The 24,045-nt window shown below is 62.3% G+C and carries 24 protein-coding genes; 14 read left to right on the top strand and 10 right to left on the bottom strand.

The annotated features are described in order from the left end of the window. Positions 1-80: 80 nt before the first annotated feature. Complete coding sequence (locus A3CW_RS0136625; protein WP_407669803.1) at positions 81-845, top strand: TetR/AcrR family transcriptional regulator; 765 nt, start codon at positions 81-83, stop codon at positions 843-845. Positions 846-872: 27 nt separating this feature from the next. Here A3CW_RS0136625 and A3CW_RS0136620 read toward each other — a convergent pair whose 3' ends face one another. Next, positions 873-1,328: an MEKHLA domain-containing protein gene (locus A3CW_RS0136620; protein ID WP_028207972.1), complete on the bottom strand. Its 456-nt coding sequence runs from the start codon at positions 1,326-1,328 to the stop codon at positions 873-875. Between the two features lie 555 nt (positions 1,329-1,883). Here A3CW_RS0136620 and A3CW_RS0136615 point away from each other — a divergent pair. The 4 genes from A3CW_RS0136615 (at position 1,884) to A3CW_RS0136600 (ending at position 4,971) form a co-directional block, all read left to right on the top strand. After that, positions 1,884-3,425: a methyl-accepting chemotaxis protein gene (locus A3CW_RS0136615; protein ID WP_028207971.1), complete on the top strand. Its 1,542-nt coding sequence runs from the start codon at positions 1,884-1,886 to the stop codon at positions 3,423-3,425. 145 nt (positions 3,426-3,570) lie between these two features. After that, positions 3,571-4,065, top strand: a complete 495-nt coding sequence (locus A3CW_RS0136610; protein ID WP_051481956.1) for a molybdopterin-dependent oxidoreductase — start codon at positions 3,571-3,573, stop codon at positions 4,063-4,065. A 292-nt stretch (positions 4,066-4,357) separates the two neighbouring features. Then, a complete protein-coding gene (locus A3CW_RS52735) occupies positions 4,358-4,564 on the top strand; it encodes a hypothetical protein (protein WP_154678146.1) in 207 nt (68 codons plus the stop codon). 65 nt (positions 4,565-4,629) lie between these two features. After that, complete coding sequence (locus A3CW_RS0136600; RefSeq protein WP_028207969.1) at positions 4,630-4,971, top strand: RcnB family protein; 342 nt, start codon at positions 4,630-4,632, stop codon at positions 4,969-4,971. Positions 4,972-5,076: 105 nt separating this feature from the next. On the opposite strand, the gene A3CW_RS0136595 is transcribed toward A3CW_RS0136600, so the two are convergent. Then, complete coding sequence (locus tag A3CW_RS0136595; protein WP_028207968.1) at positions 5,077-5,445, bottom strand: antibiotic biosynthesis monooxygenase family protein; 369 nt, start codon at positions 5,443-5,445, stop codon at positions 5,077-5,079. A gap of 143 nt (positions 5,446-5,588) precedes the next feature. On the opposite strand from A3CW_RS0136595, the gene A3CW_RS0136590 reads away from it, so the two are divergent. The 4 genes from A3CW_RS0136590 to A3CW_RS0136575 all read left to right on the top strand — a co-directional run bounded on the left by A3CW_RS0136590 (position 5,589) and on the right by A3CW_RS0136575 (position 9,797). Continuing rightward, a complete protein-coding gene (locus A3CW_RS0136590; protein ID WP_407669802.1) occupies positions 5,589-6,017 on the top strand; it encodes a MarR family winged helix-turn-helix transcriptional regulator in 429 nt (142 codons plus the stop codon). A 73-nt stretch (positions 6,018-6,090) separates the two neighbouring features. Continuing rightward, positions 6,091-7,362 carry a cardiolipin synthase gene (cls, locus tag A3CW_RS0136585; protein WP_028207966.1) on the top strand — a complete coding sequence of 424 codons (1,272 nt, stop codon included), beginning with the start codon at positions 6,091-6,093 and terminating at the stop codon, positions 7,360-7,362. A gap of 96 nt (positions 7,363-7,458) precedes the next feature. Beyond that, positions 7,459-8,460 carry a GNAT family N-acetyltransferase gene (locus tag A3CW_RS0136580; RefSeq protein WP_081771986.1) on the top strand — a complete coding sequence of 334 codons (1,002 nt, stop codon included), beginning with the start codon at positions 7,459-7,461 and terminating at the stop codon, positions 8,458-8,460. Positions 8,461-8,555: 95 nt separating this feature from the next. Then, the gene (locus A3CW_RS0136575) at positions 8,556-9,797 is read left to right on the top strand and encodes a cystathionine gamma-synthase family protein (protein ID WP_028207964.1); all 1,242 of its coding nucleotides are present in this window, start codon (positions 8,556-8,558) and stop codon (positions 9,795-9,797) included. Between the two features lie 62 nt (positions 9,798-9,859). Here the strand turns inward: A3CW_RS0136575 and A3CW_RS0136570 are convergent, their stop codons facing one another. Then, complete coding sequence (locus tag A3CW_RS0136570) at positions 9,860-10,762, bottom strand: NAD-dependent epimerase/dehydratase family protein (RefSeq protein WP_028207963.1); 903 nt, start codon at positions 10,760-10,762, stop codon at positions 9,860-9,862. Positions 10,763-10,900: 138 nt separating this feature from the next. Continuing rightward, complete coding sequence (locus tag A3CW_RS48775) at positions 10,901-11,830, bottom strand: LysR substrate-binding domain-containing protein (protein WP_051481955.1); 930 nt, start codon at positions 11,828-11,830, stop codon at positions 10,901-10,903. A 138-nt stretch (positions 11,831-11,968) separates the two neighbouring features. Here A3CW_RS48775 and A3CW_RS0136560 point away from each other — a divergent pair, with 138 nt between their 5' ends. The 4 genes from A3CW_RS0136560 to mauJ all read left to right on the top strand — a co-directional run bounded on the left by A3CW_RS0136560 (position 11,969) and on the right by mauJ (position 17,980). Beyond that, positions 11,969-13,135, top strand: coding sequence for a mandelate racemase/muconate lactonizing enzyme family protein (locus tag A3CW_RS0136560; RefSeq protein WP_028207962.1), 1,167 nt, complete (start codon positions 11,969-11,971; stop codon positions 13,133-13,135). Positions 13,136-13,240: 105 nt separating this feature from the next. Next, the gene (gene dctA, locus A3CW_RS48770; protein ID WP_081771985.1) at positions 13,241-14,605 is read left to right on the top strand and encodes a C4-dicarboxylate transporter DctA; all 1,365 of its coding nucleotides are present in this window, start codon (positions 13,241-13,243) and stop codon (positions 14,603-14,605) included. A gap of 1,340 nt (positions 14,606-15,945) precedes the next feature. Then, positions 15,946-16,404: a hypothetical protein gene (locus A3CW_RS52730; RefSeq protein WP_154678145.1), complete on the top strand. Its 459-nt coding sequence runs from the start codon at positions 15,946-15,948 to the stop codon at positions 16,402-16,404. A 250-nt stretch (positions 16,405-16,654) separates the two neighbouring features. Further along, positions 16,655-17,980, top strand: a complete 1,326-nt coding sequence (mauJ, locus tag A3CW_RS0136545) for a methylamine utilization protein MauJ (protein WP_028207961.1) — start codon at positions 16,655-16,657, stop codon at positions 17,978-17,980. A 318-nt stretch (positions 17,981-18,298) separates the two neighbouring features. Here mauJ and A3CW_RS0136540 read toward each other — a convergent pair whose 3' ends face one another. The 6 genes from A3CW_RS0136540 to A3CW_RS0136515 all read right to left on the bottom strand — a co-directional run bounded on the left by A3CW_RS0136540 (position 18,299) and on the right by A3CW_RS0136515 (position 23,550). After that, complete coding sequence (locus tag A3CW_RS0136540; protein WP_028207960.1) at positions 18,299-19,408, bottom strand: phage major capsid protein; 1,110 nt, start codon at positions 19,406-19,408, stop codon at positions 18,299-18,301. A 118-nt stretch (positions 19,409-19,526) separates the two neighbouring features. Beyond that, the gene (locus tag A3CW_RS0136535) at positions 19,527-19,829 is read right to left on the bottom strand and encodes a hypothetical protein (RefSeq protein ID WP_028207959.1); all 303 of its coding nucleotides are present in this window, start codon (positions 19,827-19,829) and stop codon (positions 19,527-19,529) included. A 64-nt stretch (positions 19,830-19,893) separates the two neighbouring features. Then, positions 19,894-20,274 (bottom strand): hypothetical protein, encoded by a 381-nt coding sequence (locus A3CW_RS0136530; protein ID WP_028207958.1) that lies wholly within the window; start codon positions 20,272-20,274, stop codon positions 19,894-19,896. Positions 20,275-20,460: 186 nt separating this feature from the next. After that, on the bottom strand, positions 20,461-21,663 hold the full coding sequence (locus tag A3CW_RS0136525) for an AAA family ATPase (protein ID WP_028207957.1): 1,203 nt from the start codon (positions 21,661-21,663) through the stop codon (positions 20,461-20,463). Positions 21,664-21,791: 128 nt separating this feature from the next. Further along, positions 21,792-22,112, bottom strand: coding sequence for a hypothetical protein (locus A3CW_RS48765; RefSeq protein ID WP_035515026.1), 321 nt, complete (start codon positions 22,110-22,112; stop codon positions 21,792-21,794). A 163-nt stretch (positions 22,113-22,275) separates the two neighbouring features. Next, positions 22,276-23,550 carry a tyrosine-type recombinase/integrase gene (locus A3CW_RS0136515; protein WP_028207955.1) on the bottom strand — a complete coding sequence of 425 codons (1,275 nt, stop codon included), beginning with the start codon at positions 23,548-23,550 and terminating at the stop codon, positions 22,276-22,278. Positions 23,551-23,817: 267 nt separating this feature from the next. Between A3CW_RS0136515 and A3CW_RS0136510 the strand changes: the two genes are divergently transcribed. Beyond that, positions 23,818-24,045, top strand: a 228-nt coding sequence (locus A3CW_RS0136510; protein ID WP_028207954.1) for a transposase, incomplete at its 3' end; no start/stop codon positions are given.

Here is a 24,045-nt window from a genome sequence, read left to right as displayed (position 1 = left end):
GATGCCTCGTTGCGCTTCAGCTTCCAACCCTGAATGGGTTGTTCCCGGTCACATAACTAAACTGAACGGTATGGTTTATAATGGAACGATCGATGGCTGTCAATCGCCTTACCTGGCAACGAATGTTTCAATCCATGACGGGCCAGCGTATTGGCGTGGACGCTCGCGTCCCAGCCCGAGAGCGAGTGAGGAAGGGAGACCCCATGAGAAAGAAGACCGAAGAAAAGCGTCAATCCATCATCGAAGCCGCGCTGGCCGTGTTCCGGGACGTCGGCTTCGAGCAGGCGTCGATGACGCAAATCGCGGCTCGTTCGGGCGCGTCGAAGGCGACGCTGTATAGCTATTTCGAATCGAAAGAGGCGTTATTTGCTGAAACAATGACGAGCCGCGCCGGAACGGAAATCCGCCATGCGTTCAGTCAGCTGACGCTCGATATGCCGCTATGCGAGTCGCTCGTCGCGTTTGGGGTCCATTACCTGACGGCCATGCTGCAGCCCTCTTTTCTCGCGACGCGCCGGCTGTGCTATCAGGAGGTCGACCGGTCGAACGTGGGCCGGGCCTTGTACGAATCGGGTCCGAAACGGGGCTTGATGCATGTGCGCGACTTTCTGGCCAGCGCGATCGAGGCGGGCACGATTCGGCCGTGTGACCCAGGCGTCGCCGCGCACCATCTGCTGGCGCTTCTCGAAGCCGAGTTGGTCGAAATCGCGACGCTTGGCTATGAGGTCAAAGCCTCGCGCGCGAAATTGCTGGAGGTCGTGAACCGGGCAATCGACGTATTTCTCGCGGGCTATGCCGTGGCAGCGCCGCAGGCGAACCGCAAGGGTCCGCCGAAGGCAAAATAATGACGGGCTTCGTGAGCCCAAGCCGCATCAGCAAGGCGCGACATGCGGAATCATCGCCGCCTGCCCGTGCAGCACGCCGGCTTCGTCGATCAGCTGCCATACGGTCGCGCGCTCGATCCAGAAGCGCTGCCCTGACTTCGTGATGCGGATGCCGCGATAGTCTTTCACGAAGCCTTCGCGCGTCACCGAATCGAGAAATGCCTGCCGCTCGCCACGCTCGGGCGCCTGCGCGGAAAGACGCGAAGGCAGCGCCGTGATTTCGTCCCAGTCGTAGCCGAAGATCGCTTGTGCGCGACGATTGCCATACAAGAACACGGGGTCCGCCTGCGTGCCGTGCGCAAGCAAGCCGAACGGCGCGTGCTCGTAGAGCCAGGCCGCGCCCTCGGTGTCGCTCATGCCTTCGGGCACGAGCGCAATGCCCAACAGGCGGCGATAGCTGTTTGCGAGAAGGCGAAAAAATTCGGCATCCGTGTTCGGCGACATTCAGACTGGCTCCTTCGAATCGAGGGGTTGCTTGCGCGGTGCGCAATTCTATCAACCGCGCGTGAACGCGCGCGCCCAGCCCAGCGGCATATACCGCCGACACAAACGCGATAAAAACGGATACGTGTGCGCGCCAGGCAAGCTGGAATATGACCGAAACGCCGGGTGTTCTGTTAGCGTTCGGGCGACGTGGTAAAAGCCATCGACCTCAGTGGCCGGAGCGGCCTCGTGTATCGGCACAATTCACAGACCGGTCAGATCGAGGCACTGGAAAGCGCCAGGAGCTGGGTGTCGCTGCGTCCGTCGCTTCACCGTCCCTCGCCTCAATCGTATCTCGCCACGTTGGACAGCCAGTTATTTCGCAAACCTTATTATTTCATCCGATCTGCTTTTGTAAGGAATAGTTCGCGGCGCCGCCCGCGCGCAAGGTGCTTGCAACCGCTTACGTATGACGAAAGGCGGCGAAATGCACAAACACTCAAGAAGGGCAGGCTCGAGCCGTAATAAGGAGGTCGGCGCGTCATGCGCCTTGCATTTACAGCCATTTGCCCCCCCATGAAACTCAGCCGCAAAATTCCGCTCGCTTTCGCCGCCTCCCTCACCCTCATGTCGGCGGGTGCGTTCTACGGCATCCACACGCTCAATCAGGCCATCGATACCTACGGCACCACCGTGCAGGACGCCGCCGCGAACGAGCGCATGGTGTCGGCCACGCTCGTCGAGTTCAAGCTGCAGGTGCAGGAGTGGAAAGACACACTCCTGCGCGGCAAGGACCCGCAGAAACTCGATCGCTACTGGAGCGCGTTTCAGAAGCGCGAGCGCACCGTGAACGATCTCGCCGCCGCGCTCGAAACGAAGCTGCCCGAAGGCGAAGCGCGCTCGCTCGTCGCGCAGTTCGCCGAGGCGCACGAGGCGATGGGCCAGGGGTATCGCAAGGGCTTCGAGGCATTCAAGGCGGCGGGCGCCGATCCCGTTGCGGGCGATACCGTGGTCGCCGGCGTCGATCGCGCGCCGGCCCAACTGCTCGACCGCGCCGCGCAGACCATTGCCGCCGCCAATGCGCAAGTGGCCGCACAGGCCGCGGTGCAGGCCGCGCACGCCACCCTCGTGAGCGCCGTGCTGATGGTGGTCGCGTTCCTGCTCGCGCTGGCGGGCGGCGTGCTGTTCAGCCGCACGGTAACGAGCCCGCTGGGCCGCGCCGTGGACTTTGCGCGAGAGGTCGCCGACGGCGACCTGTCGACCGATCTGCATGCGCATGGCGACGACGAAACCGCGGAACTGCTCACGGCGCTCGCGAGAATGCAGACGAGCCTTGCGCGCGTGGTGAGCGAGGTCCGCGCCAACGCCGAAGGCGTGGCAACGGCGAGCGCACAGATCGCCTCGGGCAACCAGAATCTGTCCTCGCGCACCGAAGAGCAGGCGGCGTCGCTCGAAGAAACGGCCGCGAGCATGGAAGAGCTGACGTCGATCGTACGCATGAACGCGCAGAATGCGGAGCACGTCAGCTCGCTTGCGGGTACAGCGGCGCAGACTGCGGCGCGCGGCGGCACGGTGATGCGCGGCGTGGTCGGCACGATGCAGTCCATTGCGGACAGTTCGAGCAAGGTCGGCGAGATCATCGGATTGATCGACGGCATCGCGTTCCAGACCAATATTCTCGCGCTCAACGCCGCCGTCGAAGCGGCGCGCGCGGGCGAGCAAGGCCGCGGTTTCGCCGTTGTCGCGGGCGAAGTCCGCACGCTCGCGCAGCGCAGCGCGAGCGCGGCGCGCGAGATCAAGGCGCTCATCGAGCAGTCGAAACAACACGTCGAAAGCGGATCGTCCCAGGTGGCCGACGCCGGCCACATCATCGACGAGATCGTCGAAGCCGTGCAGCGGGTTTCCGGCACCGTGCAAGACATTTCGACGGCGTCGCGCGAACAGTCGACGGGCATCGAGCAGGTGAACATCGCCGTCACGCAAATGGACGAGGTCACGCAGCAGAACGCGGCGCTCGTGGAGGAGGCATCGGCGGCGACGTATGCGCTGGCCGAGCAGGCGCACGCGCTTCGCGAGACCGTGGCCGCGTTCAGGCTCAGGGAGGGCGCCATCGCCTGATTTCACGCGCACGCCGCGCGCCTTGGGGGACATAACCGCCGCGGCATGTCCGGCATCTTGCTCGCGAGGCTGACTCCGGCCGATCGCGAGCGTAATATACGCGGGACTATAGCGAATGCTACATTGCCGGCCCGGAGACTCATGCATGGAAATCGCGACCGCCCCTGCCCCGATCGACCACACCGCCGGGCAAAGAGCCCCGCTCCAGCTCACGGGCAGCCTCGTGCGTCCGCTGTCCCTCTCGCTCGAGGCGCTCCGGCAATATCCGGCCGTGACGGGCCCGGCGTTCGACCTGCGCTGCTACACGACGCAGCGCTTCATCCGGACGGTCGCGCCCTATCGCGGCGTACGCCTGACGGACCTGCTCGCGCACGCGGAACTGCGCAACGACGTGGACGGCGACTTCAAGCGCATGATCTTCCTCGCCGTCGGCCATGACGGCTACTTCGTGACGTTCTCGTGGCATGAACTGTTCAACACGCCCGTTGGCGAGCAGGTAATCGTCGCGTACGATTGCGGGGACAAAGCACTCGACGCGCAGCACGGCGCCCCGGTGCTGTTTTCGGGCGCCGATCTCGTACCCGCGCCGCGCCACGTCAAGCGTCTCGCGCGCATCGAGGCTCGCGTCCTCGCGCTCTGAGCCTGTTCCCCGGCTGGTCTGTGCAACGCAGGCTGGCCGTCACTGACTGACACGCCCGGCCGCGGCTCGCCTTGCGGCTATGGCAGCCACCGCCGCCGTGTTCGCGCTCTAATTTTGTGAGGCGATACGCCGCACAAAAACTTCGCTCCCATTGCTTGAAAGCAAATCTTACGGAATGTAAACTTGGTGCAAGCTTTGGATTCGGACGCAGTCTTCCCGCGGCTTCCCTCGAGCCTCGAGTCAATCCATCGATAATTTAGTCATCCTTTACTTCATTGCCAGGGAGAAAACCATGAACTCGTACATCAACCGACTCAACGCCTCGTTCGCGATTGCCGGCCTCCTCATGATGGCGCCGTTCATGGCTATGGCCCGCTTGCCAGCGCCGACCTCTGTCCCGCACGGCGAATCCCTCGTCAAGAAGCGTACGTCGAACCGCGTCGCCGATGAGGAGCGTCGCGCCAGCGAATCCGGTGGAAGTGAATCCGTTAGTGAGTGATCAACATTCCTAAGGAAATTTAATCTCACTTCCTCTTTTCCTGAACGCTATTTGGAGCATTCACCATGAAAGCGAAAGTCACGACATTCTTCATTATTGCCGCCCTGCTCGCAACGACAGGCACCGCGTTCGCATCGCAGCCTGAACACCGCCCTGGCAACCCGCCGCCCACGTCGATCGAAAGAGCCAACCGTCCGGTCGGTGCGATTCCGCATCGCGACTGGCATCGCGGCGACCGCCTGCCGCCTGAATACCGTGACCGGATTTTCGTGGTCGAAAACTGGAATCAGCATGGCCTGAAAGCGCCCCCGCGCGGCTACCATTGGGTCGGCGTAGCCGGCGACTACGTGCTCGTTGCCAGCGCGACCGGCGTGATCTCAACGGTTCTGGCCGCCGGTACCTATTGATCATGGCCTTGTTTTTCCACGATTTGCCCGCTCTTCGCCGCCACGCGGCCGAGGGCCGGCAACCGGCAGCGACCTGAAATCGAGCCGCAACGACGGCAAAAAAGCCTAGCTCCCGCAAATGCCCGGCACGGCAACTTTCTGGAAGATATGCGGCGACGCGATCACCGAGGAAGGATAAGCGGCCAGACTCGACCGGAACGCCGGCTGAGAGAACGCCGCCCGAAAATGCGCCGTGGATTCCCAGACAGCGTAATTCATATAAGCCGGCTGCTCTCCAAGCGCGCGATGGAGTTGCGTTGAAATAAAACCGGGTTGCTGCTTCATGAACGCGGCGTCGTTCTGCCAGGCCTCGAGAAACTTCGCCTCATCGGCCAGATCCAGTGTGAAAACGTTCACGAGCACAACGGGCTCGGCGTCAACGGCAAGTTGACGCTCGATCGGGAAGGAAGGATCAAGCGGTCGCAATTGCAGCATGGTGCACTCCAGATTCTAAAAGCATGATGTCAACCGGTCATGGCCAATTTATAGTAAATTGACATGATGATGTCAATTTAGAAATAGGGTGACATATGCGCGAACCTGCGAGAACACCGGCCGGCGAACTCCTGTCGAGCATCATGCTCGATCTCTTCCGGCTCAATAGCGGACTGCTCACCTCGGGCGACCGCCTGGTCGAGGGCCTCGGGCTCACGAGCGCACGCTGGCAAATGCTTGGCGCCATCAGTGCCGCGGAGCGGCCGCAGCCAGTGGCCTGGATCGCCCGGGATCTGGGAGCCAACCGGCAAAACGTGCAACGAATCGTGAACGACCTCGCCAACGACGGTCTGGTCCGCTTCGAGGCCAACCCCCACCACCGCCGCGCGCAGCTTGTCGTTTTGACCGACGAGGGCCGGCAAGCCTTCGAAGCGGCCATGCGTCTTCAGGCCCCCTGGGTCAGCCGCCTCTCCGAGGGCGTGACCGTCAACGAAATCAAGACCTTGCACCGCGTCATCATGAAATTGCAGGCGAATCTGGACCCCATGGCCGGGGCTGACGAGCCCGATTGATCGCCCGGCGCTGCTTGCGCATGCAATGTGCTACAGCAGGGCATCGTTCCCATCCGCGAGGCGAGGCCCACGCATGTCGACCATTGCCCTCATTGTCGTGACGGTCGCGGTGACGCTCGTCGTCATCCTGGTGATTGCGAACCTCACGAGCGGCGAAAAGAAGATCGAGCACAAGATCAACCGGCTTTACGCGAGCGAGAGTCCGCAGTTCATCCGCTCGATGGGGCTGCTGCTCGGGCCGCCCGTCGTGGGAGGCAACCGCTTCGACGCGCTCGTGAACGGCGACGAAATCTTTCCGTCGATGCTGGCGGGCATCCGCTCGGCCCAGCACACCATCACCTTCGAGACCTTCATCTACTGGTCCGGCGCGATTGGCGAGGAAATCGCGCGTGCGCTGTCCGACAAGGCGCGCGCGGGTATCGCCGTGCATGTGCTGCTCGACTGGGTTGGCTCGTCGAAGATGGACAAGCGTTATCAACGGATGCTGCGCGAGGCGGGCGCCCAGCTCGTGCTGTATCACAAGCCCCACTGGACCGGCCTCGGCCGCATGAACGACCGCACGCACCGCAAGTTGCTCGTGATCGATGGACGCGTCGGTTTTACGGGGGGCGTGGGTATCGCCGACGAATGGACCGGGCACGCGCAGGACGAAAAGCATTGGCGCGACACGCACTTTCGCATCGAAGGCCCGGCGGTCGGACAAATGCAGGCGGTCTTCATGGACAACTGGGTCAAGTCGACGGGCAATGTGCTGCACGGCCCGCAGTACTTTCCCGCGATCGACGCCGCGGGCAACGGCCTCGCGCACGTGTTCAGCAGCTCGCCCTCGGGCGGCAGCGACGACATGGAGCTGATGTACCTCATGGCGATCACCGCCGCGGCGCGCTCCATCCATTTGTCGACGGCGTACTTCGTGCCGGACAAGCTGACAATCAACGCGATCGTCGAGGCGGTGAAGCGCGGCGTGAAGGTGCGCGTCATCACGCCCGGCAAGCGCATCGACACCCACACGGTGCGCGAGGCGTCGCGCGCGTGCTGGGGCGACCTGCTCGCGGCCGGCGTGGAGATGTACGAGTATCAGCCGACCATGTTCCACTGCAAGCTGATCGTCGTCGACGAATACCTGGTGTCGGTCGGCTCGACCAACTTCGACAGCCGCTCGTTCAAGCTCAACGACGAGGCCAATCTCAACATCTACGACCGCGATTTCGCGCGCCAGCAGACGGCCATTTTCGATGCCGATGTCGCCCTCGCCAAACGCATCACGCTTGAGGACTGGCGCCGCCGGTCGTTCAGGGAAAAGCTGCTCGAACACGCGGCTGCCCTGCTCGATTCGCAGCTGTGACGCCTCCCGCGAGCGCGGCGATGCCAATCGACAACGAAGCGCAGATCGCCGACAATCGGTGCCCGACATCGGGCAGTCGACAAAGCAATCAGAAAAATGGGACCGCAATCCATGCTGCACATCGAGGATCTGGCCGCTCCGCCGGAGGGGTTTCTGCGCGACGAGCCGGAGGGTGCGGAGTTTTACGAGGCCTTTCAGACGGCCCGGCTGGATGATTTCAGCTTCGGTTATTTCGCCGTGTACCGGGACAGCGCGCTCGTTACCGTGGCGCCCTACTTCGTGATGGATTTCCGGCTCAACACCCTGCTTCCCAGCGGCTGGCTGAAGCGCAGCTTGAGCTGGATCCGCTTCAAGCTGGCCTGCATCGGGCATCCGACTGTCGATGCCGGCCGCATCCAGGGCGAAGTCTCGCAGGAGACGCTCGCGGCCATCAGCACCGCGCTTGCGAAGAAAGGGAGCCTGCTCGCGTACAAGGGTTTCGCCGAGGACTTGCCGCTGCGCGGCTTCGTGGCCGCAAAAGGCCTGCCGGTGCCCGTGCTGTCGATCGGCCCGGACTACTACCTGGCCATGAAGAGCGACCGCAGGAACCTGCTCAAGCGCAAACTGAAGAAAGCCGCCGCGCTGCGCTATGAAGAATGCGCGGGGCTGCCCGATCACCTCGTCGCCAGCGTGTATGCGCTCTATCTGAACACCTGGCAAAAGGCCGAGTTGAAGTTCGAGAAGCTCACGCCGGAGTATTTCGCCAATACCCGCAGCCTTAGCCATTATCTGCTGTACTTTCTCGACGACGAGCTGATTGGCTTCACCCAGTTGATCGGCAAGGGACGGCACCTCGTCAACCGCTATATCGGGCTCGACTACGACAAGAGCCAGCAATACGGCTTGTATTTCGCCATGTTCATTCGCACGGTCGAATTCGGCATTCGGGAAGGCTTCGAGGAAATCGAGCTGGGCGCGACGTCCTATGAGTTCAAACGCATTCTGGGCGCCCGCCAGATTCCCACCTGGAATCACTATCGGCACAACAACGCGTTCGTCAACTGGCTGCTCGGCAAGCTGCGCAGCGTGCTGGAACCGTCGGAGTCCGAACTGCGTTAGCGCGCGCCGGATGGGCCCGGTGCGCGTGGGTGCCGGCGACACGCGTTACAGGCGATAATGTGCCAAACGCAATCGACTTGAGAAACGGAGTAAGAATGAGCAAGCAAGGCTTCACCACTGGCATCGTTCACGGCGACAGGATCGCGGGCACCGAGCACGGCGGCGTGCGCCAGCCGATTCATACGTCCGTGCAATATGGTTTCGAGCGCGTCGAGGACCTGATCGGCGTGTTTCAGGGTACGAAGAAAGGCGGTTTCAACTACGCGCGGCAAGGCACCCCCACGACCGCCGCGCTCGAGCGCAAGATCACGAGCCTGGAAGGCGGCACCGGCACGGTCTGCTTCAGCACCGGCATGGCCGCGATCACGGCGACCTTCCTCACGCTGCTGCGCGCGGGCGATCATCTCGTGTCGAGCCGCTATGTGTTCGGCAATACCAACAGCCTGTTCGGCACATTGCGCACGCTCGGCGTGGAAGTCACGACCGTCGACGCCTGCGACGCCGAAAACGTGAAGAACGCCATCCAGCCGAATACGCGCATGGTGTTCGTCGAAACCATCGCGAATCCGGGCACGCAGATTCCCGACCTGCAAGGCATCGGCGAGCTGTGCCGCGAGCGCGGCATTGTCTACGTCGTCGACAACACGATTACCTCGCCCGCCTTGTTCCAGCCGAAGGCGGTCGGCGCGAGCCTCGTCATCAACTCGTTGACGAAGACCATCGCGGGCCATGGCGCCGCGCTCGGCGGCGCGGTGACCGATACGGGCCTGTTCGACTGGAGCGCGTACCCGAACATCGCCGACGACTACCGGCGTTCGGCGGCGAAAGATCAGGGGCTCCTGCAGATCCGCAAGAAGGGCCTGCGGGACATGGGGGCATCGTTGTCGTCCGAGCAGGCGCACGCCATCGCGATGGGCGCGGAAACGCTCGCCCTGCGCGTGAAGCAAAGCAGCGACAATGCGCTCGCACTCGCGCAGTTTCTCGAAGGCCATGCCGCCATTGGCAAGGTGTTCTATCCGGGCTTGAAGAGCCATCCGCAATACGAGGTCGCACAGGCGCTCTTCAAGGGCGCGTCGTGGCTGCTCTCGTTCGAACTGCTCAACGTGGAGCGCATGATCGACGTCGTCAACGCGCTCGAACTGCCGATCAAGGCGACCGGCCTCGGCGACACGCGCACGCTCATCATTCCCGTCGCGCCGACGATCTTTTTCGAAGCCGGGGCGCAAACGCGCAAGGCGATGGGCATCTCCGACGGCATGCTGCGGCTTTCGGCGGGCATCGAGGATATCGACGACCTGATCGCGGACTTCTCGCAGGCGCTCAAGCTGGCGACCTGACGCCGGGAGCGTCGATGTCGTGAACGGGGCCAGCGCACGCTGGCCCCGCGCGTATGCAGCGCTTACGGATTGAAGCGTTTCGCCTCGTCGCGCCAGTAGTGCTGCTGTTGCCAGCCCAATAGCCGTTTGAGCTTCTCGTTGCTGAGCAGCGTCTCGAACTCGCCGAGGGCCTTCTTGACCGGCACGCCCGGATAGTAGCGATCCAGCAGCGTCTGGGTCGGCAAGTCGGACGACACGTCGTCCGCCGCGACATTCATGATCTCGAAGCCGAGGCCGTCCGTTTCGATGGCGAGGCGGCACGCGTTGGCGAGGTCTCGCCCGTCGATATAGCTCCACGCAATGCGCTTGCGCAGCGCGGGGTCCTTGAGCCACGTGGAGAATTTCGCGTAGTCCTCGGGATCGAGCACGTTGCCGATGCGAAAACAGTAGATGTCCGACCCGGTGCGCGCCTGGAACGCCTTCGCGGTCACTTCGTTGACCACTTTCGAGGTGGCGTAGCTGTCCATCGGGTCCACCGGATAGTTCTCGTCGAGCGGAAAGTACGCGGGATCGCGATGCCGGTGCGCGAACACCACGCCGTAAGTCGTCTCGCTCGAGGCCAGGATCACCTTGCGGACCCCCAGCTTCGCAGCGGCGTCGAGGATGTTGTAGGTCCCCATCACGTTGATGCGGTAGACCTCGTTATCGGTCGTCAACATGATGCGGGGAATCGCCGCGAAATGAACGATCGCGTCGATCGGTTTCGGCTCCAGGTCGTCGGCGAATTCCACCGGCGCCGTGGTCGATGCGATCGCATTGAAAACCTGGCCCGCGTCGGTGATGTCCGTGATCAGCGTGCGCGCGGTGCGCTTCGGCATGGGCACACGGTCCAGATTCAACACTTCGTAACCGTGCGCTACCAGGTTCTCGACCACCCATTTGCCGGCAAGGCCGCTGCCGCCGGTCACTATCACTCGCTTTGTCATCTGTCTCTCTCCTGTTCGTGGCGTCATTCCAGCCTCTGCAAACGCGCACGTTACCGCAAACATTGGCTGGCTGTAATGACCACCGCTTCCTTTCCAGCCGGATGGATTGTCTACGGTGGGGGAGACAAAAAAGGGGCTTCACGCGCCCGATTGCGCGGGCGCGGCGACCGCAGTCTGCCGATTGAACCGCTCCGCCAGAAAATCGATGAACGCACGCGCACGCGCCGATTGATTGCGCCTGTTCGGGTAATACACGAACAAATCGGCAAGCGGCTGCACGAACTCAGGCAGCACGACGCGTAGCCGCCCGCTCTCCAGATACTTCGCGAGGTCCCACTCCGAGCGCAGCAGAATGCCGTGCCCGTCGAGCGCCCAGCCAAGCACGATATCGCCGTCGTTGCTCGACAGCATGCCGTGCACCTTCACCGAATGCGCCTCGCCACTGCGCTCCAGGCGCCATATGCCGTAGGCGTTGTCGTTCTGTCGATGCACGATGCACTGGTGATTGGCGAGATCGCCGAGCGTTGCGGGCGTGCCCTGTGTCTCCAGATAACGCGGCGACGCGCACAGCAAACGGCGGTTCGTCATGATGCGCCGCGCAATGAGCCGCTTGTCGGGCAGCTCGCCAAAACGGATCGCCAGATCCACGCCGCTTTCGACGAGGTCGATCGGCCGGTCGGTGACATCGAGCTGCACTTCGACGTGGGGATGCCGCCTCGCAAACTCCGAAACGAGCGGCGCGATCGTCGTGCGCCCGAAGCCGAGCGTCGCGTTCACACGCAACAGGCCGCGCGTGACGGAGCGGCTCGACGACACCACATCTTCCATTTCCTTCACTTCGGCAAGAATGCGCGTCGCGTAGTGGAGAAAGGTCTCGCCTTCGGCGGTCAGGCTCACGCTACGGGTGGTCCGGTTGACGAGCCGCACGCCCAGGCGCGCCTCGAGCTGCGCGAGCCGCTTGGTCGCCGCCGGCGGCGTGATGTCCATGTCCCGCGCAACGCTTGAAAGGTTTCCGTAACGTCCGAGCAGGACGAAAAATTCCAGGTAGGAGGTCAGGTCATTCTTCACCGCAAGTTAATAAAGATGTGAAAACAAGTGAATCATAGTACCGATCCGGGCGCATAACCTAGCGTCTCCCACAGCCAGCTCACCGCGAACGACCGCGAGAACGACCGCGCATGCTGGCCGTGCCACCAGGAGACACCCGTGAGAATCGTTGAAATCCGCGAAAAAACCGTGCCGATCAGTTCCTCGATCCGCAACGCCTATATCGACTTCAGCAAGATGACGCTCAGCCTCGTCGCCGTGGTCACCGACGTGATCCGCGACGGCAAGCCCGTCATCGGCTATGGCTTCAACTCGAATGGCCGCTATGGCCAGGGCACGCTGATGCGCGAGCGCTTCATCCCGCGCATTCTCGAAGCCGATCCCGCCTCGCTCGTGAACGACGCCGGCGACAACCTCGACCCGCACAAGATCTGGGCGACGATGTTCACCAACGAGAAGCCAGGCGGGCACGGCGAGCGCTCGGTTGCGATCGGCACGATCGACATGGCGGTGTGGGACGTTGTGGCGAAGATCGAAGGCAAGCCGCTGTTCCAGTTGCTCGCCGAGCGCTACGGCAACGGCCAGCCCGACCGCAAGATCTTCGTGTATGCGGCGGGCGGCTACTACTACCCGGGCCAGGACCACAACAAGCTCAAGGACGAAATGCGCAGCTATATCGACCGCGGCTACACGGTCGTGAAGAAGAAGATTGGCGGCGCGTCGCTCGACGAGGACCTGCGCCGCATCGATTCGATTCTGAGCGTGCTGGGCGACGGCCAGAAGCTTGCCGTCGACGCCAACGGCCGTTTCGATCTGGACACCGCGATCCAGTACGCGAAAGCGCTCTCGCAATACGACCTGTTCTGGTACGAGGAGCCGGGCGACCCGCTCGACTTCGAATTGCAGGCGACGCTGCGCAACTACTACGACAAGCCGATGGCAACCGGCGAGGATCTGTTCTCGATGCAGGACGCGCGCAACCTCATCCGCTACGGCGGCATGCGTCCCGACCGCGACTGGCTGCAGTTCGACTGCGCGCTGAGCTATGGCCTCGTCGAATATTTGCGCACGCTGGAGATGCTGCATCAGCACGGCTGGTCCGCGAGCCGCTGCATTCCGCACGGCGGCCATCAGATGTCGCTCAACATCGCGGCGGGCCTCGGGCTTGGCGGCAACGAGTCGTACCCCGATCTGTTCCAGCCTTATGGCGGCTTCCCCGATGGCGTGAAGGTCGACAACGGCTACATCACGATGCCCGACCTGCCTGGCATCGGCTTTGAGGGCAAGGCCGACCTGTTTGCGCAAATGCAGAAGCTCGCGGCCTGACGCCGAAGCGAACAGTAAAGCGCGACCGGAAACACAACCGCTGCACGCATGGCGGTTGGCGGTCGCCCGAAATCACCTGGATGGCGCCATGCTCAGGAGACAGACATGCGGCCCTCGAAACTCAAAAAGTATCTTTCGAAGCTCTACATACAGGTCTTGATCGGTATCCTGGCGGGCATTCTTGTCGGCCACTTCTATCCGGATATCGGAGCCGATCTGAAACCGCTTGGCGACCTCTTCATCAAGCTGATCCGCATGGCGCTCGCGCCGATCATCTTCGCTTCGGTCGTCGTGGGCATTGCCCGGATGAACGATCTGCACGAGGCGGGCCGCGTAGGCGTGAAGGCGCTGCTCTACTTCGAAGTGGCTTCGACCATCGCGCTTCTCGTGGGCCTCGTCGTCGTGAACGTGATCAAGCCGGGCAGCGGCATGAACATCGATCCGGCGCACCTCGATAGCTCGGCGATCGCCAGCTACGCGCACGCGGCGCATGACCACACGGCGCTCGGGTTCCTCATGAGCATCGTGCCGAACAGCATCGTCGGCGCGTTCGCGAACGGCGAAATTCTGCCGATCATCTTTTTCTCGGTGCTGTTTGCCATTGCGCTGGCGAAGCTCGGCCCGCGCACCGCACCGCTCGTCGATATGCTCGACATGTTCTTGCAGGGCATGTTTGGCGTTGTGCGGATCGTCATGTATGTCGCGCCCGTGGGCGCGTTTGGCGGCATGGCGTTCACCATCGCGAAGTACGGGCTCGGCACGCTGGCGTCGTTTGGCGAGTTGATGCTTTGTCTGTACGTGACGTCGATATTCTTTGTCGTGGTGGTGCTCGGGCTCGTCATGCGCGTTTGCGGCTTTTCGCTGTGGAAGTATCTTCGCTATATCCGGGACGAAATCCTGATCACGTTCGGCACGGCGTCGACCGAGGCCGTGCTGCCGCAGATGCTCGTCAAGATGGAGAACCTCGGCTGTTCCCGTCCGGTTGTCGGCATGGTGTTGCCGACCGGCTATACGTTCAACGCGGACGGCACGGCGATTTATCTCACGATGGCGGCCCTCTTCGTGGCGCAGGCGATGAACATTCATCTCTCGCTGCTCGATCAGCTTGTCGTGCTGAGCGTTTTGCTGCTGACTTCGAAGGGGTCTGCCGGGGTGGCGGGAGCGGGGTTTGTTGCACTCGCGGCGACGCTTGCTTCGATGCATAAAATTCCGGTTTCCGGGCTCGTGCTGTTGTTGGGGGTCGATCGCTTTCTCAATGAAGCTCGTGCTGTGACGAATCTGATTGGGAATGGCGTTGCGACGATTGTGGTCGCAAGGTGGGAAGGTGCGATGGATGTCGAGCGGGCGCGGGCGGTTTTGAATGGTGAGGTTGAGGTTGAGTTTGGGGAGGCGGCGGGCGCTGGCGATATGTCTTTGCCTTGCGGCGAGGGTGTTGGTGGTACGCAGGGGCTAGCAGAAAACCGTCTGTGAGTTGAGCGCTTTGGGGTTGCTTTGGGGTTGCCTTGTGTTCGCGTCGGTATGCAGGCGTTGCCCCTGTGCGGGGCGGCACCTACTTTTCTTTGCCAGCGGCAAAGAAAAGTAGGCAAAAGAAAGCCGCTCAAACCGCTAGCGCCTGCCACAGTTCACATCTCGCCGTAAATGGTGAATGGCTCCGGAGCGTCTGTCACCTCGCACCTTCAAAGGTAGTGACAAGGCGCTCATCCTTCCGGCGGCGCTTCGCGCGCCGAAGGGCATAACCAAAAACCATTGGTGCGCGTGCATTCTCGCCAAGGCTGACAATGCCCCCTGGTTTCCCTTGCAGGCCCAACCGCAGCGCGCGTAGCGAGCAGCGGGATGAATGAGCGCCTTGTCACTAGCTTTGGTGGTGCGAGGTGACAGACGCTCCGGAGCCATTCACCATTCATGGCGCGAGGTGAACTGTGGCAGGCGCTAGCGGTTTGAGCGGCTTTCTTTTGCCTACTTTTCTTTGCCGCTGCAAAGCGCATCGAAGGCCGCAAAGCCACGCCCACCTTGGTTTTCAGCGAAATTCGCCATCTGTACCCCCGCCAGCACCCCCACCAATATTTTTCCAATTTTGGCTTCGCGCCGAATTTTTTAAATTTCGCAGAAGACGTTCGCGCGCACGATCGCTGCGTCGGTATAGACCGGTCGCCGCCAGCGTCACCACGGACCGGATTTCGCGCCCGCTGCGTGTTTTTGCGATCGACCGTCGAGCGGCCGTCACGAACGATCCGCCGGCAGATCTCAAAACTTTTAAGAAACGTCTGAGTTTGCGAACAGCCGATGCGCGCGCAACGATTGAACTTCTGAAAAACGGCTCGCCGGCGGCTTCGCGGCCGCTCGCCGCTACTCGCGCATAGGCAGACCGTCGCCAGGGTCGTCAGCGCTTGATCTGGCGCGCCGCTGGCGGTTCTGGCCTGCCGCCGGTCGACCGGTCGGCGACCATCCCGCCGGAACGGATCAGCTTTGCCGATATACTCGCTCGACCAACAACGGCGGGGTGACCAATGGCGGTACAGCAGGCGGGACGTAGCAACCGGTGGAACGGCTGGCTTAGGCGCTGGGGCTCATGGACATGGCGATACTGGCTCAGACTTCCCGTTTGCTCATTTGCTCCGGTAGTGGTTTCGCTGGTTTTCCTATACGACCGTCACTGGTCCGAGCCCTCGATAAGTGCTGCAGGCGCATGGTTGCAATGGCTGGGATTGGCCTTTGTAGGGCGAGGTGTATGGTCGACCCGAAAGCAGTTCAATCTTCCATCGCTATCCGGACATATCGCCCGAGCGATGCGTGAAGTCCCGCGTAGTGACGTGAACATCGTCCTTGGTACAGCGCATGCCACTGCAAGTCTCGGAAAGATGTCAGCGATTGGTACAGTGGTTCCCGCAGAGCCTCCCGACGTGATGTCACGCCTCGATGCGCTCGAAAAGAACTATCAGGCGCTCAGCGCGACTCTCACCCGTCATCACGACGAGGCCGAGGAACGGTTCCAGAAATACGCTTCCGAACTGGAAGCCGAGCGAACGAAGCGCGCAGAAGAGGATCATACGCTGCGTTCTGCGCTGCGAGAGACCGCAACGGGCGGGCTCGATTTCGCTATCTACGGCATCATCATTGGAATCGTTGCAATTGCGTATAGCAGTTTTGCCCACCAGATTGCCTTGTATATGGGGGGCGAAACGGCAGAGTCAGCCTGTACACAGATCGTTGTGCAACCTGCACTACCGCGAACCCCGCTGATAGCAGACGCGCGTCTCGCCAGAACGTGAGTCCAGATCTGGTCCGACATCTCCCCAGTTTTGGGGAGCCGATGGCGAGCGACGGCGTCCGGTTGCCTGTCGACCATCGCACGCTCGTCTGGCGTCTCGCGCGCGTGCCCTTTCGTGTTCGTACGTCACGCGTGCGCCATCGTCGCCGCGGCCCGATTTGCGCGCCTGCTGGCGGTTTTCAAATCTTGGCGCCTGCGCTCTGGCGATCCCCCTATACTCTTCGGTACCTCGACAAATGAAGGGGGTGACTATGGCAGGTCCCTACGTTCCGCACTATGTCGGAGATGCGGTCGATAAAAAGCTTCGGAGCCGCCTCGGCTGGCTGACGGCCGGTGTCGCCACTTCGATTCCGTGGCCGCCAAGCGACGTTTGGGTCACCTATGATGGTGACGACTATATTCTGCGGGGCTCGAAGCGGAATGAGCAGCCGTCCCCTCCGGGTATCACAATCGCGTGCGACAGGGGCAACGTCGACGATGCCCTCGCAAAGGTGTATCGGTTCACCTCTATTCTCGGGTGGTATAGAGGCGGCTTTGTGGACGTAAGCGGATATACCTACGGCTCGCATCCGGTCCTGTATGGCGATCCGCGTAACGTCTATTCAAGCATCGGCACGATGAATGCAAAGAACTTTAATTGCAACCATATGCCGATTGTTCACGATGAACTTGCTCGCAAAGCATTGGCGTTCTATCGCGAAGGCAGCCGCCTTCGGCACGTCCACGACAACTACTCTTTTCTGAGCTTTCACAAGGTCATCGAGTCGCAGTTCGCTAATGGTCGAGCCAAGGGCCAATGGATTAACGCGAATCTGGACAACCTGACCGACGAGAGAGCCGTGGCCCGAATTGCAGAGCTTCGCGCGAGCGGACTGGATGTCGGTGATCATCTCTTTGAAAGTGGACGTTGTGCTGTCGCACATGCAAGTCTCAACGGGGAGATCGTTGATCCCGATATACCGGCCGATCGACGCCGCCTGTCAAGCGACCTTTGCATCATGGAGGCGCTCGCGCGCTATTACATCGGTAACGAGCTACATATCGAGAACGACAGTGAGACTTACGCCAAGCGAAATAGGCTGGCGCCGTGGCGCGAGCTTATTGACGCTGCAACGTTGGCCCAGCTGCAAGCCGGCGAAGTGCCGCAAACAGTTGATCAGCTGGATGGCCACCATGTATCCATTGGTCTTTGGCCCGACGGACCCATTCCGGGTCTTGAAGCAATGACGATGCGCGTTGACGCAGTTGGCGCCGGTGCTATCCGCGTTGTGCTTGTCAACGAGCGCGCGACAATAGGGCTTCCGTTCGTACTGGATTTTCGTCACGGCAGGGTGCATACGCAGCTGGAGGAAGGTGGGCTATATCAATCGCCACAAATCCAACCCAACGAAGCTGACGTCCGCGCGTATGCGACGTACTTTTATAACGTACTCGGAAATGGCAGGGCGGAATTGGTGATCGCCGGTCTGGAGCCAGTAGACTGCGAGATCGTCATACCGGTAAACATAATCCCCCAAGATCCCAATCAGGCAATTGAGGAACAGGTTGAGCGCTTCCGACAGCAGGGAGCCGCGTGAATTTTGTGCCGAGGCGGGCTTTCGCCATCGCCCGATGGCGAGGGTGCATCGAAACCTTGGATGGGTTCTGGCCAGCACCCCCCGTCCTGTTTTTTTTCCAGAAACGCATTTCAGACCCTGGGGGTCGAGCAGCCACGTACGTGCAACGAAGCGTTCCAGCGATCCGGGCGCACCGTCGAACGTCGGCTCAAAATTGAGCGGACATGAAAAAGCCCCGCCGAGGGCGGGGCGACGAAGGACATGACACGCGGCTTTCTGTGCCGGCCGCGCAACGGCGGGTGCGTGCTGCAGGAGTAGACGGCGCGCGCAAGACTTTACTCAAGCCTTCGCTTTAGCGGCGAGCGGTGGCGCGACTGCCGGTACGAGCGGGCCGTACAGGCACAGCGAGGGACGTTGCACGACCAGCGCCAAGCGGGCCTCGACGAGCGTCGTGACGAGGTTCTTGCGGAAGTTGTCGCTGTCCTCGCGCGAGACCTCAACAACGATGTCGTTACGCAATGCGATGTAGCAACCTTCCGGTGTGCCGACCGCCGTAAAGTTGCCCGCCGGCACCGCCGAGCACGGCACGATCACCGCGCCGATCATCGCCAGCAGGTTCGCCCCCGGCGAGATCACATACTCGCCGGTCGAGGTCTTCACCAGCATCGTCGCCAGATAGTCCGCGATGCTCGTGCCGATCACGACCTTGCTCGCGCCGTTCGCACGCAGCATGACCACCGCGCTGATCAACTGGTCGAAGCCGATCGAACCGGCCGCCGGCACCCACGGCGTGGACGCGCCGACGAGTCCCTCCATGTGCGGTGCGACGCCCGAGCCGTTGATTACCTCGCCGTCGATCTTCGCATCGAGCCCGTTGCGCATCTCGCCGTCCAGGTACATCGCGAACGCGGCGCTATCGTCCATCAGCTGCTTTGAGCACAGCGCCCAGTATGCGATCGTGCTGACGGGCACGGTCGACGGTCCATAGCTCAGACCGGCCTCAGGCTTCAGAGCACCTTCGCTGACTGCATCCGCACCCGTCGCGCCACCGGGCGTCGCGGTCACCGTCTCGATCGCATTGCTCGAGGTCGGGCGACTCCAAAGCGCGCGCCAGAAGCGTGGCACTGCGAGCGACGGTGCGACCTGAAAGTCGGGCATCACCGGGAAGCCGCCGGCCGCATCGCCGACGTTCGAGAGGATCGCGGCCTTCAGATCGAGCGGCACCTCGGTGCGCACGACGCGGCTGTCGCCCGACTTCCAGCGCTCCAGCATGTCGGATTTGACAACCAGTGCGCCAAGGCTCTCGCCGCCACTTCCGCTGCCGCGCCATTCGCGGCCGCCCGCGACCTTCTGGCCTAAATCGATGATGTTCGTCTCTGCGGCCTTGATGCGCTCGCGCAGCGGTGCGACCGTTTCGTCGAATGCCTGTTTGACTGGCCCCATGTCCATGGTGGCCTCCTTTCGTGTTCCTCTTTCAGCGGCACGTTTCGGACGTTCGCTCGGTCGGGCGTCACGCTCGCAGCGCAGGCGCGGCCAGCGCCTGACTTCAACACCGGGCGTCATCGCATCACGCGCGCGCCGGCACGGCAGTTTTCCCGTTGGCTTGGGGCGCGCGCCGCAACGGATAGATCCGTTCGCGGCCCGAGCGCCCATCGATGCTCGCTACCAGCTGGCCAATCTGCCCGGTGCGCGCGTTGAACAGTACGATCGCGATGCCGGTCGGGTCGGATAGCATCACGAGCCTGTAGCCGCTTCGAAGCGCATTGCTAATGGCAGCCGTCGTTTCGTCATCGAGCGACTGGCACACGAGCTGGAGCGTCTCGGCACTCGTGCGCATTGCGCCCGCGTAAAACCGTATCGCTTCGTCCATCGCCGCCCGCTCCGCTGGTTGCCTCGTGCTGCCAACTATCGCGCGACGGGCGGGGCAAGGTCAATCACTGCACGGCGCCGGAGCGCGTCGCCTCGTCCTGCAGGTGACCGATCAGGTCGCCCAGCCACAGGATGACCTCGTGCGACCAGCGCTTCTGCGCGCCGGGATCGTGATACGCGCGCAGCGCGACCGGTTCCTCGCTGGCCGGCCTGATGCCGCCGCCGTCGTGCATCAGCACCGTATAGGTGCGTCGCGCGAGTTCCAGACGCAGCGCGTCGTCGTGGATGACCATGGACGTCGCGTCAAACAAGGCGAGCGAGACTCGTGCGCAGTCCGCCAGATGCACCTGCTCCAGCGGCGTGCGCCAGTGCTCCCGGAACGTCTGCGCGAGCAGGTCTAGCGCGTCACGCTGCACCTGTGTGAAGTCGACGAGATGGCCGGTCATAACGGCTCTCCTTTCGTTTAAAAAGAAATTGGACAAACCGGACAGAACTGGACAAATGTCCGTGTCCGTCCGATATGTCCGCGACCCATTCCAGACACCGGACACCGGACAGGACAGGACACACTCCTTAAGGAGTGTCCTGTCTGTCCGGTCCGTCCGGGGTGGGTGGACATTCGAAGAGAACAGTCATGTACGCCATGCCCATTCCCCGCTTGTGCCGATGAGCCTTGCGGCCACCAGCAGGTCGCGCGCACGGCTGAACTCCTTGCGCTTGGCGTCGTGATTGCGCGCGACCTGCCTGGCGTCGTCGGACGGCTCGGGCCGGAACTTGTAGAAGTAGCGTTGTCGCCAGTCATCGACCCGCACACCTTTCCGGCCGGGTGGCGTGATACTCGTGATGGCCAGCGGCTCGCCGCGTTCCGTGAGCAGCTCGTCGAACACCGCGAGCGCATTGGTCGCGCTCGATGTCAGGCGCGGCCCACGCTCTGGCTCGGGTTCCTCCGGCACCTCGGCATCGACCGCCACGCTCACGGTCTGCGGCTTGCCCCACTCGTCGACACCAAGTTCGACACGCTGGAAGCGCGCGGCGAGCTTCATGCCGCTCGTGCCGAGGTTGCGCTGCTTGTTCACGGTCAGCGTGCGAATGTCGAGCCGTTCGTCGTGCTCGCAGACGATCTCGGCGTCAGCGTTCGAGTAGATGACCGACGAGCCGCGCGCGCCGCGCGTGCTGTCCTTGCCCGTGTGATGCACGACCACCACCGCCGCGTTGGTTGCCTCCGCAATGGTCGTGAGGTTGCGCATCACGATGCCCATGTCGCGCGTCGAATTCTCGTCGCCGTCGCCGCACGAGCGCGCGAGCGTATCAACCATGACCATCTTCACTGTCCCGGCGCGCGCGCCGAATGTCTTGACGGCATCGACCACGCGCGCCACATCGGCCAGCCCGTCGAACAGGTCGACCGGCTCGCGCACGATTGCGAGCGGCACGTGATCCACTCCGAGCGCGAGCTTCGCGCCCTGTACGTGCATCGCGACGTTGGCCCATGCTTCAGAAGCGATATAGACGACCGAGCCGCCGAGGCGCGTACGCCTGCCGAGGAACGGCAGCCCGAGTGCGGCGCACACCGCCATATGCACGGCCACCGTGGTCTTGCCCGAGTGCGACGGCCCATAGAAGTCGCACACCTCGCCCATGCAGATCAGATCCTCGATCACCTGCGGCGGACCCTGCACATCCTTATCCAGATCGTCGGCGTGGATCACGCGCAGCGGCGCAGGCTGCGGGTCCAGATTGCCGTTCTTCGTCGGCAGTGGGCTGTCGTCGGGCTGGACATGCTTGAAGAACCGCGCGCGCGCAGCCTCGATTTCCCTTGCAGTCGGCTCGCTCACGACGGCCTCCGCATGGCTTGCGACATTGCGAAGCGCGGACTACCATTGGCGCGTTTTTCGTCATAGTCCATTTCGCCCGCTGCGCTCGCGCCGCGGGCCTTTTCTTCTGGGCTGGACATGACGGCACCTCACGATGCGGAAGTGCGCGAATCCTGTGCGCCGCGGGCCTTGATCGTCAGGTACATCTCGATATCGGCAATCAGGTAGTTGTGCTCGTGACCGCCAATAGCGAACGGCTTCGGCCATTCCGGATCGTTGCGTTCGAGACGTTTTATGGAACTGATCGACTTGCCGATCATGCGCGCCACGCCCCTGCGATCCGTGACGAGCGGAACCACGCCCGAAGGCTGCGGTTGCCGCTGCAACTCTAGTGCTACCGGTTCAGTACGGATCTTGCGTGGACGACCCGGGCCGCGCCTGACCGGTGTTTCGATGGCTTGTTCGTTCATGGCTCACGTCTCCTGGAAGAAAAACCAGAATGAGCCATCCTTTCTCAAAATTCAAATGTCCTCTGTGGTTCCAAAAGACACCCAAAGACATCAAAGGACATCAAAGGACATCGTAAGACATCCTAATACATCCTAATACGCCTTATTTTTTTGTAACGAGATGTTATGCTGCGCGCATCCGCACGACCTTCGTCATCGCGTCGTACGGCTTCGCGAGATGGTCAGCCCATTTCTGCATCAGCGGCGCGCGTTCCTCGAAGAAGCGCGTACGCTCGTAGGCCTTCTGCACGTCGCTTCGCGAGTCGTGCGCAATCAGGCTTTCGCTCACACGCTCGGTCGCCTTCGCGCACTCGCTCGCCCACGTGCGCAGGCTGGAGCGCAGGCCGTGGATCGATGCTGCCTCTTTCGGATACCCGATCTCGCGCAACAGGTCGCGCTGGACCGTGTTGCTGATTTCCTTGCCCTTGGCACTATCGAACAGCCGGTCGTCGGGGTCGCGCTCGCCGGGAAGCGCTTCGAGCAGCCTGATCGCAGCGTCGGACAATGGCACCCAGTGTTCGATTTTCGCTTTCATGCGTTCGGCCGGAACGCGCCAGACCTTCGCCTGAAGGTCGATCTCTTGCCACGTCGCGCCGCTGCCCTCGTTGGATCGCGCGCCGGTCAACATCAACCATTCGACCAGGCGCGCCACGCTGCCCTCTGCGGCCCGAAGTTTCGCGGCGAACTCCGGCATCTCGCGCCAGTCGATTGACGCGCGATGGCTCGTGCGCTCCTTCTGCTTCGTGAGCACCTGTTCGAGATGGTCCTCGAAGCGCGCGGGATTCTCACCCGATCGAAAGCCGTGAATCCTCGCCCAGTCGAGGATCGCCTCGATGCGCTGGCGCAGCGCTACACCCGTTGCGTGCTTCTCGTGCCACAGCGGCTCGATCACCTTCAGCACGTCCGATGTCTCGACATCGCGCACGATCATCGAGTGCAGCGGCTTCGCGTGCAGCCGGATCGAACTCTCCCACGCATCGTGGTTGCTCTTCGACCACTCGGACTCACGCAGCCCGATATAGCGCTCCGCGGCATCGGCGAACGTGATGCGATGTTCGGCCTCGCGCTGGGTACGCGCACGCGCGCCGACCTTCTGTGCCTTCGGATCAATGCCGCCCGCCCGGAGCTTGCGGTGCTCGACGGCCTTCGCGCGCGCCTCGGCGAGCGTGACGACCCGCGCCGAGCCCAGGCCGACAGAGTGCTCCTTCTTTTTCTTCTTCGCGCCGGGCGGCGTGGGCAGCACAAGGTACGAATAGCGATACAGCCACGATGCAGCGCCGGTCGGCGTGATTTGCAGATAGACCCCGCCGCCGTCGTGGTGGTAGACGGCCTTCTTGAGGGGCGGATGAGCGATGAGCGCCTTGACGCGGGCGACCGTCAGGCGATTGAGATTGGGCATCTTTGGATTCTCCGGTTCGGGTTCGCCCGTACCTCCACCTGTACCCCCACCGCAAGATGCGCGGCGTTGGTCTGGAGAAAACGGGGTTTGGACCGCGAATATTATATCAAGTCGTTGATTCGCAATATTTTTTAGCGATTCAGGCCGACTCAACATAGACCAGAAAATACCGCGTTTCGCTTTCCGCTGGCAAAGAAAAGTAGGTTGTAGTGGTCCAATAGTCGTGGACACCTCTAAAGGGGATAATTGCCCCAACTGAGGTGAGAGATGAGCAGACGGAACCTGACTGACGAATTCAAGGCTGAGGCGGTACAACTGGTGGTTGCGCAGGGCTATTCATTTGCCAAGGCCTGCGAGGCACTAGGCGTTGGCGATACCGCGCTGCGACGCTGGGTGGCGCAATGGCGCGCCCAGCAGGTTGAACCGCCCCGCAGCGAGGCGCAAATCCAGAGCGACCAGCGGCGCATCCGTGAGCTGGAGGCCCGTGTCGTGGAG

Source organism: Paraburkholderia nodosa DSM 21604 (assembly GCF_000519185.1).
GTDB lineage: Bacteria > Pseudomonadota > Gammaproteobacteria > Burkholderiales > Burkholderiaceae > Paraburkholderia > Paraburkholderia nodosa.
The sequence above is the reverse complement of the archived record's forward strand: the minus strand, read 5'-3'. Positions and strand labels throughout refer to the sequence as shown.